This window comes from Mycobacteroides saopaulense (assembly GCF_001456355.1).
GTDB classification, from domain to species: Bacteria; Actinomycetota; Actinomycetes; order Mycobacteriales; family Mycobacteriaceae; genus Mycobacterium; species Mycobacterium saopaulense.
The window spans coordinates 711,758-725,869 of record NZ_CP010271.1; the positions used below are offsets into that span (position 1 = coordinate 711,758).

Annotated in this window: 14 protein-coding genes; 10 read left to right on the plus strand and 4 right to left on the minus strand. The window is 66.1% G+C overall.

Annotated features, from left to right (window positions below):
- The first annotated feature begins 9 nt into the window (after window positions 1-9).
- From MYCSP_RS03615 to MYCSP_RS03635, 5 genes are read left to right on the plus strand one after another with little or no spacing between them, the layout of a single operon-like run.
- Window positions 10-1,479: an FAD-dependent monooxygenase gene (locus MYCSP_RS03615; protein WP_083019264.1), complete on the plus strand. Its 1,470-nt coding sequence runs from the start codon at window positions 10-12 to the stop codon at window positions 1,477-1,479.
- 1 nt (window position 1,480) lies between these two features.
- Complete coding sequence (locus tag MYCSP_RS03620) at window positions 1,481-2,476, plus strand: LLM class F420-dependent oxidoreductase (protein ID WP_083019266.1); 996 nt, start codon at window positions 1,481-1,483, stop codon at window positions 2,474-2,476.
- A gap of 41 nt (window positions 2,477-2,517) precedes the next feature.
- Window positions 2,518-3,003 carry an SRPBCC family protein gene (locus tag MYCSP_RS03625; protein ID WP_070913071.1) on the plus strand — a complete coding sequence of 162 codons (486 nt, stop codon included), beginning with the start codon at window positions 2,518-2,520 and terminating at the stop codon, window positions 3,001-3,003.
- Between the two features lie 23 nt (window positions 3,004-3,026).
- Entirely contained in the window at window positions 3,027-4,379 is a 1,353-nt protein-coding gene (locus MYCSP_RS03630; RefSeq protein WP_157886145.1) for a PA14 domain-containing protein, read from the plus strand.
- A gap of 27 nt (window positions 4,380-4,406) precedes the next feature.
- Entirely contained in the window at window positions 4,407-5,552 is a 1,146-nt protein-coding gene (locus MYCSP_RS03635; protein WP_088413195.1) for an acyltransferase family protein, read from the plus strand.
- Here the strand turns inward: MYCSP_RS03635 and MYCSP_RS03640 are convergent.
- Both MYCSP_RS03640 and MYCSP_RS03645 read right to left on the minus strand, forming a co-directional pair.
- Window positions 5,529-7,181, minus strand: a complete 1,653-nt coding sequence (locus tag MYCSP_RS03640) for a DNA repair helicase XPB (protein ID WP_088413196.1) — start codon at window positions 7,179-7,181, stop codon at window positions 5,529-5,531. The two genes, MYCSP_RS03635 and MYCSP_RS03640, sit on opposite strands and share 24 nt — an antisense overlap.
- A gap of 126 nt (window positions 7,182-7,307) precedes the next feature.
- Window positions 7,308-9,533, minus strand: coding sequence for a helicase-associated domain-containing protein (locus MYCSP_RS03645; RefSeq protein ID WP_088413197.1), 2,226 nt, complete (start codon window positions 9,531-9,533; stop codon window positions 7,308-7,310).
- Between the two features lie 63 nt (window positions 9,534-9,596).
- Between MYCSP_RS03645 and MYCSP_RS23275 the strand changes: the two genes are divergently transcribed.
- From MYCSP_RS23275 to MYCSP_RS03670, 5 genes are all read left to right on the plus strand, one after another.
- Window positions 9,597-9,770, plus strand: a complete 174-nt coding sequence (locus MYCSP_RS23275; RefSeq protein ID WP_070913067.1) for a hypothetical protein — start codon at window positions 9,597-9,599, stop codon at window positions 9,768-9,770.
- A 4-nt stretch (window positions 9,771-9,774) separates the two neighbouring features.
- Complete coding sequence (moaC, locus tag MYCSP_RS03655; protein ID WP_083019273.1) at window positions 9,775-10,287, plus strand: cyclic pyranopterin monophosphate synthase MoaC; 513 nt, start codon at window positions 9,775-9,777, stop codon at window positions 10,285-10,287.
- Entirely contained in the window at window positions 10,272-10,751 is a 480-nt protein-coding gene (locus MYCSP_RS03660; RefSeq protein WP_070913065.1) for a MogA/MoaB family molybdenum cofactor biosynthesis protein, read from the plus strand. The genes moaC and MYCSP_RS03660 overlap by 16 nt, the downstream gene beginning before the upstream one ends.
- Window positions 10,748-11,176: a molybdenum cofactor biosynthesis protein MoaE gene (locus MYCSP_RS03665; protein ID WP_083019276.1), complete on the plus strand. Its 429-nt coding sequence runs from the start codon at window positions 10,748-10,750 to the stop codon at window positions 11,174-11,176. Before MYCSP_RS03660 ends, MYCSP_RS03665 begins: the two co-directional genes overlap by 4 nt.
- Window positions 11,177-11,263: 87 nt before the next feature.
- Window positions 11,264-12,571: a lipase family protein gene (locus MYCSP_RS03670; protein ID WP_088413198.1), complete on the plus strand. Its 1,308-nt coding sequence runs from the start codon at window positions 11,264-11,266 to the stop codon at window positions 12,569-12,571.
- 3 nt (window positions 12,572-12,574) lie between these two features.
- On the opposite strand, the gene MYCSP_RS03675 is transcribed toward MYCSP_RS03670, so the two are convergent.
- On the minus strand, window positions 12,575-13,282 hold the full coding sequence (locus tag MYCSP_RS03675; protein WP_083019280.1) for a class I SAM-dependent methyltransferase: 708 nt from the start codon (window positions 13,280-13,282) through the stop codon (window positions 12,575-12,577).
- 5 nt (window positions 13,283-13,287) lie between these two features.
- Window positions 13,288-14,076, minus strand: coding sequence for a class I SAM-dependent methyltransferase (locus MYCSP_RS03680; RefSeq protein ID WP_088413199.1), 789 nt, complete (start codon window positions 14,074-14,076; stop codon window positions 13,288-13,290).
- Window positions 14,077-14,112 lie beyond the last annotated feature (36 nt).

The following is a 14,112-nucleotide window of genomic DNA, read 5'->3' on the forward strand; positions in this document are numbered from 1 at the left end:
AGGAGTGTCATGACCGAGCATGCGGTTGTTGTCGCGGGCGGCGGCCCGACCGGGCTGATGTTGGCCGGTGAGCTGGCGCTCGCCGGCATTGACGTCGCGGTCCTGGAACGTCGCGGTAGCCACGAGGAAGTGGGATCGCGTGCGGCGGGGGTGCATTCGCGCACCATCGAGGTCTTCGATCAGCGCGGGATCGCCGAGAGATTCCTCTCCCAGGGGATGACCGGACAGGTCACCCACTTCTCGGGCATCTTCATGAGCATCGCGGATTTTCCGACCCGGCACCCGTATGCACTGGGTCTGCTGCAGCACTACACCGAGAAGACGTTGGCGGCTTGGATCGGAGAACTCGGGGTACCGGTCTACTACGGCGCCGAAGTCGTCGGATTCACCCAGGACGCCTCCGGCGTGGACGTCGATCTTGCCGACGGTGGCGCCATGCGTGGGCAATACCTCATCGGATGCGATGGCGGGCGCAGCGCCATCCGGAAGGCTGCCGGGATCGGCTTTCCCGGCCATGACCCGTCGTGCTCCGCGATGTTGGTCGATGCCGAGATCACCGAGCAACCGCTCGAGTTCGGTCTGCTGCGCAAGCCGGGGCAATCGTTCCTCGGGATACTGCCCTTCGAGGAGGGATGGTGCCGTCTGGTCTTCAGCACCGACCTCGATCGGCTCGGCGTCGAACCGACGCTGGAAGAGGCCAAGGAAGCGCTCATCGCCATCGCGGGAACGGATTTCGGATTGCACAGTCCGCGGTGGATGTCGCGCTTCTCCGATATGACGCGTCAGGCGGACCGGTATCGCGACCGTCGCCTGTTCCTGGCGGGTGATTCCGCGCATATCCATTTCCCGTTCGGCGGGCAGGGGCTCAACACCGGCGTACAAGACGCGGTGAACCTGGGGTGGAAGCTGGCCGCGGTCATCAAGGGAGAAGCACCGGATTCCTTGCTAGACACCTACCACGCCGAGCGTCATCCGGTGGCGGAGCGGGTGCTGCACAACACCATGGCCCAGACACCGTTGTCCGAGGCGGGTCCGCGCATGGATGCGCTGCGTGACATCATGGCCGACCTGCTGGCCATGGACGAACCACGCAAGCGCATCGCCGGCATGATGAGCGGCCTGGACATCCACTACGAGCTGGGCGACGGGCATCCACTGTTGGGCCGTCGTGTGCCCGATCTCGACGTGGTGACCGTGGACGGCCCGTCACGGATGTACACGTATCTGCATGCTGCTCGCCCTGTGCTGTTCAATTTCGGAGATCCCCAGAGCCTGGACATCGAGGGATGGACGGATCGGGTAAATCTCGTCGACACCAAACATTCAGGGGTTTGGGAACTTCCGGTGCTGGGTGAGGTGACGGCGCCGGACGCGGTGCTCGTGCGGCCGGACGGATATGTCGCGTGGGTGGGCCAGGGGTCCGACGAGGGGCTTCGTGACGCACTGACCCGATGGGTGGGGTCACCGTCTCGGGCGTAGTGTGGCGCAGGTGGCCGAGACACTGGAGTTCGGAGTCTTTATCCCGCAGGGCTGGCGCCTGGATCTGGTGGGCATAGCGCCCGACCGTCAATGGGACGTCATGCGCGATCTGGTGCGGTATGCGGAGAGCGGCCCCTGGGACTCGGTGTGGGTCTACGACCACTTCCATACCGTGCCGGTGCCCACCGACGAGGCCACCCACGAGGCGTGGACGTTGATGTCCGCCTTCGCCGCCGTGACCTCACGGATCAAGCTGGGGCAGATGTGCACGGCGATGGGATACCGAAATCCGGTGTACTTGGCCAAGATCGCCGCCACCGTGGACATCATCTCCGGTGGTCGCACCCAGATGGGTATCGGCGGCGGCTGGTACGAGCACGAGTGGCGCGCATACGGCTACGGCTTCCCCGGTGCGGCCGAGCGCCTGGGCAGACTGCGTGAGGGCGTTCGCATCATGCGCGACGCCTGGCGCGATGGGCGCGTCAGCCTGGATGGCACGTATTACCAGGTGGATGATGCCATTGTGGCACCCAAGCCGTTGCAGCCCAACGGTATCCCGCTGTGGATCGCCGGTGGCGGCGAGAAGGTCACGTTGCGGATCGCGGCCCGCTACGCGCAGTACACCAACTTCGGTCAGAGCCCGGAGGAGTTCGATCACAAGTCGAAAATTCTTGCGGCACACTGCAAGGACATCGATACCGACTTCGATGCGATTGTCCGGAGCGCCAACATCAACGTTGTCGTCGGCGCCGACGAGGCCGAGGTCGCCGATCGGTTGGCGGCCATCAGGGCGCGGCTTGTCCCGGTCGTCGGCGAGGACGTCGCCGACGTCACGGTGGGTAACCTGGCCACGACCGCCGGCACTCCGGAGCAGATCGCCGAGCGGCTGGCCGAGTTCCGCCGATTGGGGCTGGGCTATGCGATATGCAACTTCCCGGAGGCGGCCTACGACCGTTCCGGTATCGACTTGTTTGTGCGCGAGGTCATGGGGGTCTAGCCCCATTGTTTACGGGCTGACCGATACCGTAAGTTACGGGAATGCCTTCGCTTGAAGCAGTCGATGAAGCCTTCCTGTCCAGTGCTCCGGTGCGAGCGAGCCACACCATCTCCGTGCCGGTATCCGCCGACACGGTGTGGCGCGAGCTGACCAACGACACCACGCTCCGCTGGTTGGCGCCGGGGATCAAGGTGGTGTGGGGTAACCCCCGCTCCGGCGTCGGCGCGGTCCGCAAGATCGGGCCCGCGGTGGGGCCCAAGGTGAATGAGCACTACTTCCTCTGGGAGGAAGGCAAGCGGAAGGCGTTCTACGTGACCAGCGTTCCGGTGCCGGTGCCCGGCTTGCGTGCCTTCGCCGAGGACTACATCGTGACGCCCACCGATCGTGGTGCCGACTTCACCTGGCTCTGGGCCATCGACGGCACCGGCCCGATTCGCAATGCCACGCCTGCGGTGAACGCCATCGTCGGCTTTTCGATGAAGCGCACCCAGAAGTACTTCGAGAAGCTCGCCGCGTCCAGGGTGTAGCACAGCGCCCGTACAGTGGGTCTGTGCGCGGTACGGCCCTTCTGTTGGCGTTCATTGTGCTGGTGTCTGGTTGCGTGCCAGCCCGTCCGCAGGCAGATGCCGCCGCGCACAATCCTTGTGATGTGGGCCAGTACTGGACGCGGTACTACAACAACACCGACCAGTCGGGGACCGCGGTGCTGGCACGGTGCGAGTACTCCGTCGGCGGGAACTTCGCGGGATCTCCCACGCCCGGGGTAAATGCCGACCGGTTCTCGGCCGATGCCACCGGTTCCTTGCGATTCCCGGTGACGGGCCAATATCAGATCGCCTCGATGAGCGGTGGCGTCATGGCACGCGTGTGGCTCGATGACGAGCAGATCTTCGATCACGCCAACACTCGTGACTGGGGGACCGACCTGGCCACCCGCACCGTCGAGGCCGGAGTGCATACCGTCCGCGTCAGCTACTCCAGTACCAGTGGCCCTGCCGTACAAGAATTCTCGGTTTCCCGAGCCGGGCCCGGCCCGATGTCCGCGAACGGCAACTATTTCGCGGCCAACTCGTTTCTGAACCAGCCTCTCCCGTCGAATCCGGCGGTCGACCCGCGCTCGCCGAATTGGGTTGCGGCGCTGGTGAATCACCCGGATGTCAAGGCCATCGACGTCAACGAGGACATCTGGACCACCGCCGTGTATCACGCACCCGCGGGTACCCCGACCCGGACCGTCACGGTGCGCAACAGCGGCAAGTCGATCGAGGTGCCGTACCTGCCGCACTACCGCCCCACGCAGGACACCGATGCGCATATCGCGATCATCGACGACACCAGCGGGTGCGAGTACGAATTCCAGTCCTTCAAACCGGATTCCATGTCCGCGATCGCCCAGGCCACCTACCGGGTGGACATCGGATCCGGCGGGCACGTCAGTGGTCCGGCGCATTCGGGAGGCGAACTGTCCTATCTCGCCGGGTTGATAACACCGGAAGACGTGCAGGCCGGCGTGATCGACCACGCGCTCCGGTTCGCCATCCCGATCAACGCACCCACGTATGTCTACCCGGGCACGAGGTCGGACGGCACCGTCGCGGGCGGGGTGCCCGAGGGCATACGCATTCAGCTGGATCCGTCCCTGGACCTCAGGACATGGAATCTGAGCCCCTTCCAGCGGATGGTCGCGACGGCGTTGCAGAAGTACGGGGCATTCGACGCCGATGTCGCCAAGACCTTCTCGTTGACGGCGCGAAGCGTGATCGACGGAAGCCGGTACTCCACGCGGATCGATGATCTGCCCCGCGAATTGATCGGGCATCTTCGGTTCCTGACGCCGTCGATCAGCTCCACGGACATCCAACTCGATACCGCGGCCGACGGGGGATGCCGCCAGCAGCGCTAATCTGGTAACGCTGATACCCTCCTTTCGGTGTCGCGACGAGCTCTGGCTACTTATGACTCCTTTCTTGCCACGAGAAAGTTCGGGGCGCTGGACGGACTGCGGGCGCTCAGCGTCCTGGCGGTGATCTGGCACCACACGTCGGGTGTGCCCGGCCCGCAGATCTCGCAGCGCGGCTTCATGGGAGTCGATCTCTTCTTCGCCATCAGCGGCTTTCTCATCACCACCTTGCTGCTGCGTGAACGTGATCGCACGACGTCCATCTCGCTACGAAAGTTCTTTGTGCGCAGGGCGTTGCGGATCTTCCCGCTGTACTACGCGGTGCTGGCCCTGTACGTCCTGTTGGTATTGGCCACCGAGCGCGATACGGCCAGGGGAGGGCAGTTCTTCGGCAACCTGCCGGCATTCCTGACCTACACCGTCAACTGGTTCGTGGACCTGTCCAGCGGCACGTCGGTACCGTTCTATTTTTCGTGGTCGTTGTCGACCGAAGAGCAGTTCTACCTGCTGTGGCCGCCACTGCTGGTCGGTGCACTGTTGCTCGGGAAGGGAAAGATCTGGGCCCCGCTCACCGTGCTGGCCGCGTTGGTCGCGGTATCGGTCAGTGCCGCAGTCTTCTTCGATGCCCGGGTGTTGCCGTGGCGCATCTTCGCGAGCCTGTCGTTGCCCATCCTGCTTGGCGCGGCCGTCGCGATCGTCGTGAACACGCGTCGTGGCTACGCGCCGGTGGCTGCGGCGCTGGGCTGGTGGTGGTCTGCTCCGGCGGTGTTCGGGGCGCTGATCGCCGGACTGTGGTTCGGTGCTCCCACGTGGTCGATCCAGATCGTGATGGTCGTGGCCGTCGCCGCGGTGACCATCCGCGAGAACACCCTGTTGCATCCATTGTTGAGCTGGCGTCCGTTGGCATTCATCGGCGTGATCAGCTACGGCATCTATCTCACGCACATGTTATGCGCCAACGTCATACGCCGGATTGTGCACGAGGATCAGGGCCTGGCGCTCTTCGCCGGGACGATGACTCTCGTCGTCGTCGTGGCCTACCTGAGCTTCCGGTACTTCGAGACGCCTCTGCTGCGCATCAAGCGCCGCTTCGAGTCGTCGGCACAGCGCGCGGGAGACGAACTGGCCCGGACCGCGAACGGCGCCGAACAGCTAGCCGATCGCCGGTCCGAGTAGGTCGTCGGCATCGGTGATCCGATACCCGTAGCCCTGTTCGGCCAGGAACCGCTGCCGGTGTGCCGCGTACTCGGCGTCGACGGTGTCTCGGGATACCACCGAATAGAAGTATGCCTGTCCGCCGTCGGCCTTTGGCCGCAGCAGCCGCCCGAGGCGCTGCGCTTCCTCTTGGCGCGATCCGAACGTTCCCGAAACCTGCACGGCAACAGCAGCTTCCGGAAGGTCGATGGAGAAATTGGCCACCTTGGACACCACCAACGTACCGATCTCGCCACGGCGGAACGCGTCGAAGAGCTGCTCACGTTCGGCGTTCTTGGTGGAGCCCTGGATCACCGGGGCGTTCAACTCGGTGCCCAGCTCGTCGAGCTGGTCCAGGTAGGCGCCGATCACCAGTGTCGGCACTCCCGGGTGCCGGGCCAGGATCGACTTCACCACATTGATCTTCGTATGGGCCGTCGAACAGAGCTTGTACCGCTCGTCGGCCTCGGCGGTCGCGTAGATCATCCGCTCGTTGTCGGTCAGGGTGACCCGCACCTCGATGCACTCGGCGGGGGCGATCCAGCCCTGTGCCTCAATGTCTTTCCACGGCGCGTCGTATCGCTTGGGGCCGATGAGGCTGAAGACGTCACCCTCGCGACCGTCCTCGCGGATGAGCGTGGCGGTGAGGCCGAGACGACGCCGCGACTGCAGGTCGGCGGTCATCCGGAATACCGGGGCGGGCAGTAAGTGTACCTCGTCGTAGACGATCAGGCCCCAGTCCCGGCTGTCGAACAGTTCCAGATGGCGGTACTCGCCCTTGGTGCGGCGGGTGATCACCTGGTAGGTGGCGATGGTGACCGGTCGAATCTCCTTGCGTTCGCCGGAGTACTCGCCGATCTCGTCTTCTGTCAACGAGGTTCGTGCGATGAGCTCACGCTTCCACTGCCGCCCGGCGACGGTGTTGGTGACCAGGATCAACGTGGTCGCCTGCGCCTTGGCCATCGCGGCGGCGCCCACCAGCGTCTTGCCGGCACCGCAGGGCAGCACCACCACACCGGAGCCGCCCGCCCAGAAGGAGTCGGCAGCCATCTGCTGATAGTCGCGCAGCTCCCAGCCGTCCTGCGCCAGCGTGATCGGATGGGCTTCGCCGTCCACATATCCGGCGAGATCCTCTGCGGGCCAGCCGATCTTGAGGAGCATCTGCTTGACGCGGCCGCGCTCGCTGGGGTGCACCTGCACCGTGTCGTCGTCGATGCGGGCGCCGAGCATCGGGGCGATCTTCTTGTGTCGCAGCACCTCTTCGAGCACTGCGCGGTCCAGGCTCACCAGGGTGAGGCCGTGCGCGGGATGTTTGATCAGCTGTAGGCGTCCGTAACGGGCCATGGTGTCGACGATGTCCACCAGCAGTGGCTGGGGCACCGCGTAGCGGGAGAAGGTGACGAGCGCGTCGACCACCTGCTCGGCGTCGTGTCCGGCCGCACGGGCGTTCCACAGCGCCAGCGGGGTGATGCGGTAGGTGTGCACGTGTTCGGGGGCGCGTTCGAGTTCGGCGAAGGGGGCGATCGCCTGGCGCGCCGCGTCCGCCTGGTCGTGGTCGACCTCCAGCAGCACGGTCTTATCGGACTGGACGATCAACGGTCCATCGGTCATTCGATCCAGGATAGTGCGCGATCCGACAGTGTCCTCGCGAGGTGAAAGACCGGACCGGATCGTCGACACGCCCGTTGGTGGTGGACATGTGCGATACGAATCCGCCCTAAGGCGGCGTGTCGACGCTTAGCCCGGCGGGGAGACCGCGGTGATGCGGTGAATCGCGAAGTCGCGGATCCGCCCGGCGGCGGTGTCGAAGGCCGACAACTGGCCACCGCGCACGCTGATCGGGTTGACCACCCGCGAAGATGCGATCCCGGCCGGGTCCACGTACCCGATCAACACACTGGTCTGCGCCTTGGCGGACTGCTGCAGGAGCGCCACGGCCTGTGACGGCTCGATGCGTACCCCGTCGTGATCGCCCGCGGCGCGCAATGCCTTGACCACTGCAGCGGCGGCGGGCTCGCTGAGGACCGGTGGCGTCCACCCCATCCGGTGTGGTTGCGGAGTGACCCGGGCCCGATGTGCGTGTAGTTCGACGATCGTGCCGGTGGCATCCTCGGCGGCGGGAGCGAAGCCCGCCGAGCGCAGCCCTGCCACCAGCTCGGCCAACGGGGCCAGTGACACCGCGACCGTGGGGGCCAGCAGCCGCAGACCCAGATCCTCTGCCAGCACGGAGGCCATCACCTGGGTCAGTAGGGCCACGTCGTCGCAGCGCAGGAACGAGGTGGCCACCCCGGCCCGGAGCTGCCCATGGCGCCGTGCGACATCGTCGATGAGATACGTCAGCGACTGGGGGACAGGGGTTTTCGAACGGGATCCGAAGAAGCTGTGCAACGAGGTCGCGGTCCGCCCCGAATCCAGGGCGCGGCGGATGCTCGCCTCGCCGACCCGAAAGACGCTGGCGGCGCCCGCGGATTCGAGGTCAGCCACCGCGGCCAGATCCAGCTCCACCTCCCGCGTCAGCGGTCCGGGCGCGACGACCGTCAGGTCGGCCTGCACCAGGAAGTGATCGATGGGCGCGGGCAGCGCCTTCTCCATCGCGGCCAGGGTTGCCGCCTCGTCGCCGGCGCTGGCCAGGAACGTGCGGACGTGTGTGGTCAAGGCGCCACGTCCGATCACGCCCAGCGTGGTGGCCTCGAACAACAGCGCGGTCACCGGTTCCACACCCAGCCGCGCACCCCAGCGTGGGCGACGCCATCGCATCACGCGGGATGTCTCCTCCGCCCGCAACCCCTGCCCGGGATCCAGCTCGCCGAGGATCTCCAGCAGCAGCTTGCGATCGTGCGGCGCCGCCGTGGACCGAAGCGAATCTGACAGTGCCGCAATCGGTTTGTCATCGCTGGTGCGTTTGCCGATCAGATCGGGGCGGGCCGCCAACATCAACCACGCCGACATCAACCGGAACCAGCGGACCGCGGTCGGCAGCTCCGCGAACCGGTCGGCCTGTGCGGTCGGAGCCCAATGCCAGCCTTCGGCGTCGGTCTCCACGTCGGGGTCGCCGACCGCGATCAGCTCGGCGGCCGCCAATACCTCCAGCAGCAGCCCCATCCGGGTGTCGTCGATACCCGTCGCCTTCGCCAGCCGTTTGACCTCGCGCACGCCCAGGCCACCACTGCGTAGCTGCGGTGCCGGGTTGACGCCGAGTTCGTCGAGGAGCAACCCCACCTCGCGCAGCAGATCAAGGGCCGCACCGGCCGCGGCGGCATCGGATTCGTTCTGCGTCGCCGAGGTCGTCTCCGGGGCCGGGGGCTGCAGCCGGTCGGGCTCCTCGCCCCGCAGCAGCTGTGCCACGAACCGGGGCAACAGCACCGTCTCGTCGTCGATGCGTTGCAGCAGGCCGGCCGCCAGCAGCCGCTGTACCGGACGATCCGCCGGGGCGTCGGGGGCGGCGTCCCGCGTGCGACCGATGGGAGAACCCGCGATGAGCGCGCGCAGCAGCTCCATGCCGCGCTCGTCGGTCGCCTCCAACGCGGCGCGTGCCGCATCGTAGGAATCGGGCGTCTGCTCACTGATCACCTGCCCGACCACCCAGGGCAGACCGAATCGGGCCTCGCCCGCCAGATGCAGTGCGCCGTCCCCCCAGACCAGCGCCAGTTCGCGCAGCTTGTCCAAGGTGGCGCGAACCTGCAGCTCGGTGGCGCGACCGTCTACCTGAGCGAGCACGTTCGAGACCGGGATGCCGGTGACATCCGCGCGCGCCACCAGCAGCGCATCCAGCACCGCCAGGGTCAAAAAGTCCAGGTTGTCGGTGGCCGCGCGTACCGACTGACGCGACAGCGCCCGGCCCGCCAGGGCCGCCAGCGAACCCGGAGGCGGCGAGGCCAAATCGGGCCGCAGCCGCAATAGCTGTACCAACTGTTCATCTGGCAGCTGGCGCAGCCAGGTAGCCAACGCCGCATCGTCACTCATCGATCACCAGCGTAGAGGCGGGTTGGGTTCGCCGTCGGCCTCTGGGCCTGCCACAATGGCTTTGTGGCTGACAAGAATCAATACGTCGACAACGGCTGGCCCGCGCATGTGGACGGCGAGCACGCTGTCTCCGAACTCGCGGCCGACCGCACCGGTGCGCTCTCGCCCTTCGGCGACATCGAGTTCCCCGTGGCGTCCGTGCCCTACGTGCACCCCGTCACCGTCATCAACAAGTAGAGCGGTGTCCGACGGTCTTCGCACAAGCGGCTCATCCGAGCCCGAGGGCCTCACTCACATCGACGAGCACGGGTCCGCGCACATGGTCGACGTGTCGGCCAAACAGGCCACCGCACGCGAGGCGGTCGCGGCAGGACGCTTTGTCACCACCCCGGCAGTCCTGAAGCTGTTGTCGGACGGTGCGCTCCCCAAGGGCGATGCCGTGGCCACCGCTCGGCTGGCCGCCATCATGGCCGCCAAACGCACCAGCGAGCTTGTCCCGCTGTGCCACCAGATACCGCTGACCGGCATCGACGTGACCTTCGAGATTGACGCCACCACGGGAACCATCCAGATCACCGCGACTGCGCGCACCAACGACCGCACCGGAGTCGAGATGGAAGCGCTGACCGCGGTGACGGTCGCCGGGCTGACATTGCACGACATGGTCAAGGCCGTCGATCCGGCCTCGCGCATCGACGACGTTCGGGTGCTACGCAAAGAGGGCGGCAAGACCGGAACATGGATCCGGCCCTGAGATCCGCGCGGGTGATCGTGGCCTCCACGCGGGCGGCCACCGGCCAGTATCCCGACAAGACCGGCCCTGCGATCGTCGAATGGCTAGGTGCACAAGACTTCCGCGTCGAGGAACCGATGGTCGTGCCCGACGGCGACGCGGTGGGAGATGCGATCCGGTCCGCGCTCGGGGTGTCCCTCGTCATCACCACCGGGGGCACCGGACTCTCACCCACCGACGTGACCCCCGAACAGACCGTCGCGCTCTTGGACTACCAGATCCCCGGGCTCGCCGATGCCATCAGGCGCTCCGGGCTGCCCACCGTGCCCACCAGCATCCTGTCCCGTGGCGTATGCGGGGTGGCCGGCCGCACCCTGGTGATCAACCTGCCCGGCTCCACCGGAGGGGTGCGCGACGGGCTGGCGGTGCTCGGTGGAGTGCTCAACCACGCACTGGATCAGATAGCCGGGGGAGACCACGCATGAGTGCCGTCGTCACCCGTGCCCTGCTGACCGCGGAACCCATCTCACTGATCGAGCATGAGCAGCTGGTCGATCACGAATCAGCCGGGGCCACCGTTGGATTCGTGGGCAATGTGCGCGACCACGACGGTGGCAAGACGGTGCTGCGACTGGAGTACTCGGCGCACCCCTCGGCTCAGGAAGTACTGACCGATGTGGTGGAGCGCATCGTCGGGGAGGTCGAGGGCGTGCGCGCGGTCGCGGTGAGCCACCGCATCGGTGCGCTGACGGTCGGGGAGGCGGCATTCGTGGTGGCGGTGAGTGCCGATCACCGCGCTCAGGCTTTCACCACCTGTCAGCGCCTTGTCGACGACGTGAAGGCGGCGCTGCCGGTGTGGAAGCACCAGTTCTTCGCCAACGGCAGCGACGAATGGGTGGGGTCGGCCTGAAAAATCCAGGCCCCGGTTGGGGTGTGGTACCTAAAAACCCAGATCAGGGCGTTGCATGCCCGGTAGGTGCATTAGCTTCCTTATTCCATGAGCACTTCTGTGCAGCCGAAGCGCCGCGAAGCGGTCCCCACGCCGCAGATCTTCCCGCATCCCGGTAGACGCCCCGCGCGCCCCGATGACGACCCCTTCCATGTTCCGCCGGACGGCTTCGAGGACGCCGCACCGGGATCGATTCTGCATGCCCGTCCCGTGGATATCGGATTCCTGGGGCGCATGCGCCAGCGTGTGACGGCCTGGCAGTTGCTGTATCGCACCACCGATCCGGCTGGTGCGCCGGAAGTCACGGTCACCACCGTGCTGGTGCCTGCCGACCATGACCCGCGCTCTCCTCGGCTGTTGGCCTACCAGTGCGCGATCAACTCCAGTGAACGCTCGTGTTTTCCGTCGTATTGTCTGCTGCAGGGTGCGCGCGGGCCGTTCGCCAACCCGCAGGTCGAGCTGCTGCTGATGGCTGCCGCGCTGCGCCAGGGATGGATTGTGAGCGTCGCCGATCACGGTGGGCAGCCTGGCCGCTACGTCGTTGCGCGGCAACCCGGGTACCACGTACTGGACGGTCTGCGGGCCGCGTTGGGATTCGGTGAACTGCGTCTCCCGGTCGATACGCCCATCGGGCTGTGGGGTTACTCCGGTGGCGGGCTTGCCAGTTCGTGGACCGCGGAGATGGCGCCGAGTTACGCCCCCGAACTCAATATCGCGGCCGCGGCGTTGGGTTCGCCCGCCTCGGATCCCAGCAGCATTCTCGAACGGGCCGACGGGGGATTGTTCGCCGGGCTGGGCATCGCCGCGATCTCGGCCCTGCGCGGAAGCTACCCTGCACTCGATTCGGTTCTGACGGAACATCTTACGTCTCGGGGTGAGAAGATCATGACGACCGTGCGGGGGTTGTCGACGGGCCAGGCAATCGGGCGGTATGCGATGCGCAGCCTCGATCGCTATGTCGATCTGCCGATCTCCGAACTCATGGCACTGCCCGGCGTCACCGCCATGAGTGAGGACCTACGGCTGGGCAAGGCGGCGCCGACCTGCCCGGTGTACATCTACACCGCGGTGCGGGACCAGCTCGTCGGCATCGACGAGGTGGATCACCAGGCAAGTTTCTACGCCGCGCACGGCACCGATGTCACCTATCGGCGTGATCGGCTCAGCGAGCATCTCTCGCTGGTGGTCCTGGGTGCACCCGCTGCCCTGCGGTGGCTGGCGCAACGCTTGGAGGGCATGGAGCCCGAATCCGGCACCCGCACAGTGATGTCCATGCTGGCATCCACTCCTGCACTGTGGACCATGGCGTTGATGTCAGCGGCAGCGGCCCGTGTTCTCACCGGCCGTCAGCTCTAGCCGTTACGCCCGTTCGGCGACCACCGTGAACACCGGGATGTGAAGCAACGGATCGTCGAGGTCCTGTTCCAGCCGGTCCAGTACCGCGGGGTCCCCACGGTACGAGCCGCGAATGGCATGGAGAAACTCGGCTTTCGGTGCACTCATCGTTGTCGGGTTCAGCTGCAGCACGGTCCACCCATTGGCGGGCAGCACCTGTTCGATCTGCTCGGCCTGCAGTGCGTTCTGGAATGGTGTGGGGATCCCGTGAATCCGCCCCTGCGCGAAACACCATATGTACCAACGCGCTCCGGGGCGGGTGGCCCGGTGCAGCGCGCTCGCGTACTGGGCATTCCCCTCGTCGTCGAAGCAGTGGTACACGCCGCTGTCGATCACGGTGTCGAACCTTGCCTCCCAGCCGTCGAGCTTGGTGGCGTCGGCGACCTGGAAGTCGACGGCGACGCCTGCCGTGGCCGCCCGGCCCTTGGCCTGCTCGATTGCCGAAGGCGCGAAGTCGAGTCCGGTGACGTTGAATCCCTGCTGGGCAAGGTAAATGGCATTGTCGCCGAGGCCGCAGCCGATATCCAGGACGTCTCCGCGGATCGCGCCGAGCAGGGCGAGTTCCTTGATTCGGGGTTTGGCGTCCTTGGAATCCCACGGCACGATGGGCCCGCCCTCGTGGACGCTCTCGCGGTAGAGATCCTCGAAGATGTTCTGTGTCGGTGCACTCATGGCATTCAGCCCCTTTCCGCGATGATGTTGAAGAACGGCATGTGGATTACGTCGTCGTCGAGCTGCTGAAGGCGCTCGAATGTCTTCTGTGCTTGTTCGGCCACACCCGGCTGCTCGTAGCGCTCGCGCATCTCGGCCGGCATCTGCTCCGGCTCGAAGCGGGCCTGCGCAGCCCCGACAAATGCCGCCCTGGAGCCGAGATACGTTGTCCTGCCGAAGTATCGAATGCTCCAATTGGCATCGGAAAGCACGCTCTTGATCTCCTCGGGATCCTGAACGCCGAACGGCATAGTGATGCCGTTGACGGCGCCATCGCCGAAGCAGGCGATGAACCAGTGCGCCCCCGGCCGGGTAGCCCGGTGCAAAGCCCGCGCGTATCGCTGATGGCCCTCATGGTCGAAACAGTGGTAGACGGCGCTGTCGAGCACGGTGTCGAACTTCCCGTCCCAGCCATCGAGCTCGGTGGCATCGGCCACTTGGAGCTCGACGGTCACCCCCGCGGCGGCAGCGCGTTGCTTCGCCTGCTCGATTGCCGAAGGGGAGAAATCCAACCCGGTCACCGAGAGACCCTGTTGGGCGAGATAGATGGAGTTCTCGCCGAGGCCGCAGCCGATGTCCAGAATGTCGCCGCGCAACGCGCCATAGGCGGCCAGCTCTTTGACTCGTGGCTGCGCATCCTTGATATCCCACGGGACGCCCGCCGCAGGGCCGCCCTCGAACATGGGTTTGCCGTTGTAGACCGCTTCGAATGCTTCGTGGCCGGGTAGGTCCGGGGGAGTGGTCGGTGCCGTCATGGTGACCAACGTACGCTTCGAGGCCGGGACGTCAAC

Excerpts from the sequence above, each read along its gene's own strand:
- MYCSP_RS03680 (WP_088413199.1), bottom strand. The coding sequence starts at position 14,076 with ATGACGGCACCGACCACTCCCCCGGACCTACCCGGCCACGAAGCATTC.
- MYCSP_RS03665 (WP_083019276.1), top strand. The coding sequence starts at position 10,748 with ATGAGTGCCGTCGTCACCCGTGCCCTGCTGACCGCGGAACCCATCTCA.
- MYCSP_RS03640 (WP_088413196.1), bottom strand. The coding sequence starts at position 7,181 with ATGACCGATGGACCGTTGATCGTCCAGTCCGATAAGACCGTGCTGCTG.
- MYCSP_RS03675 (WP_083019280.1), bottom strand. The coding sequence starts at position 13,282 with ATGAGTGCACCGACACAGAACATCTTCGAGGATCTCTACCGCGAGAGC.
- MYCSP_RS03615 (WP_083019264.1), top strand. The coding sequence starts at position 10 with ATGACCGAGCATGCGGTTGTTGTCGCGGGCGGCGGCCCGACCGGGCTG.
- MYCSP_RS03645 (WP_088413197.1), bottom strand. The coding sequence starts at position 9,533 with ATGAGTGACGATGCGGCGTTGGCTACCTGGCTGCGCCAGCTGCCAGAT.
- MYCSP_RS03625 (WP_070913071.1), top strand. The coding sequence starts at position 2,518 with ATGCCTTCGCTTGAAGCAGTCGATGAAGCCTTCCTGTCCAGTGCTCCG.
- MYCSP_RS03660 (WP_070913065.1), top strand. The coding sequence starts at position 10,272 with ATGGATCCGGCCCTGAGATCCGCGCGGGTGATCGTGGCCTCCACGCGG.
- MYCSP_RS03670 (WP_088413198.1), top strand. The coding sequence starts at position 11,264 with ATGAGCACTTCTGTGCAGCCGAAGCGCCGCGAAGCGGTCCCCACGCCG.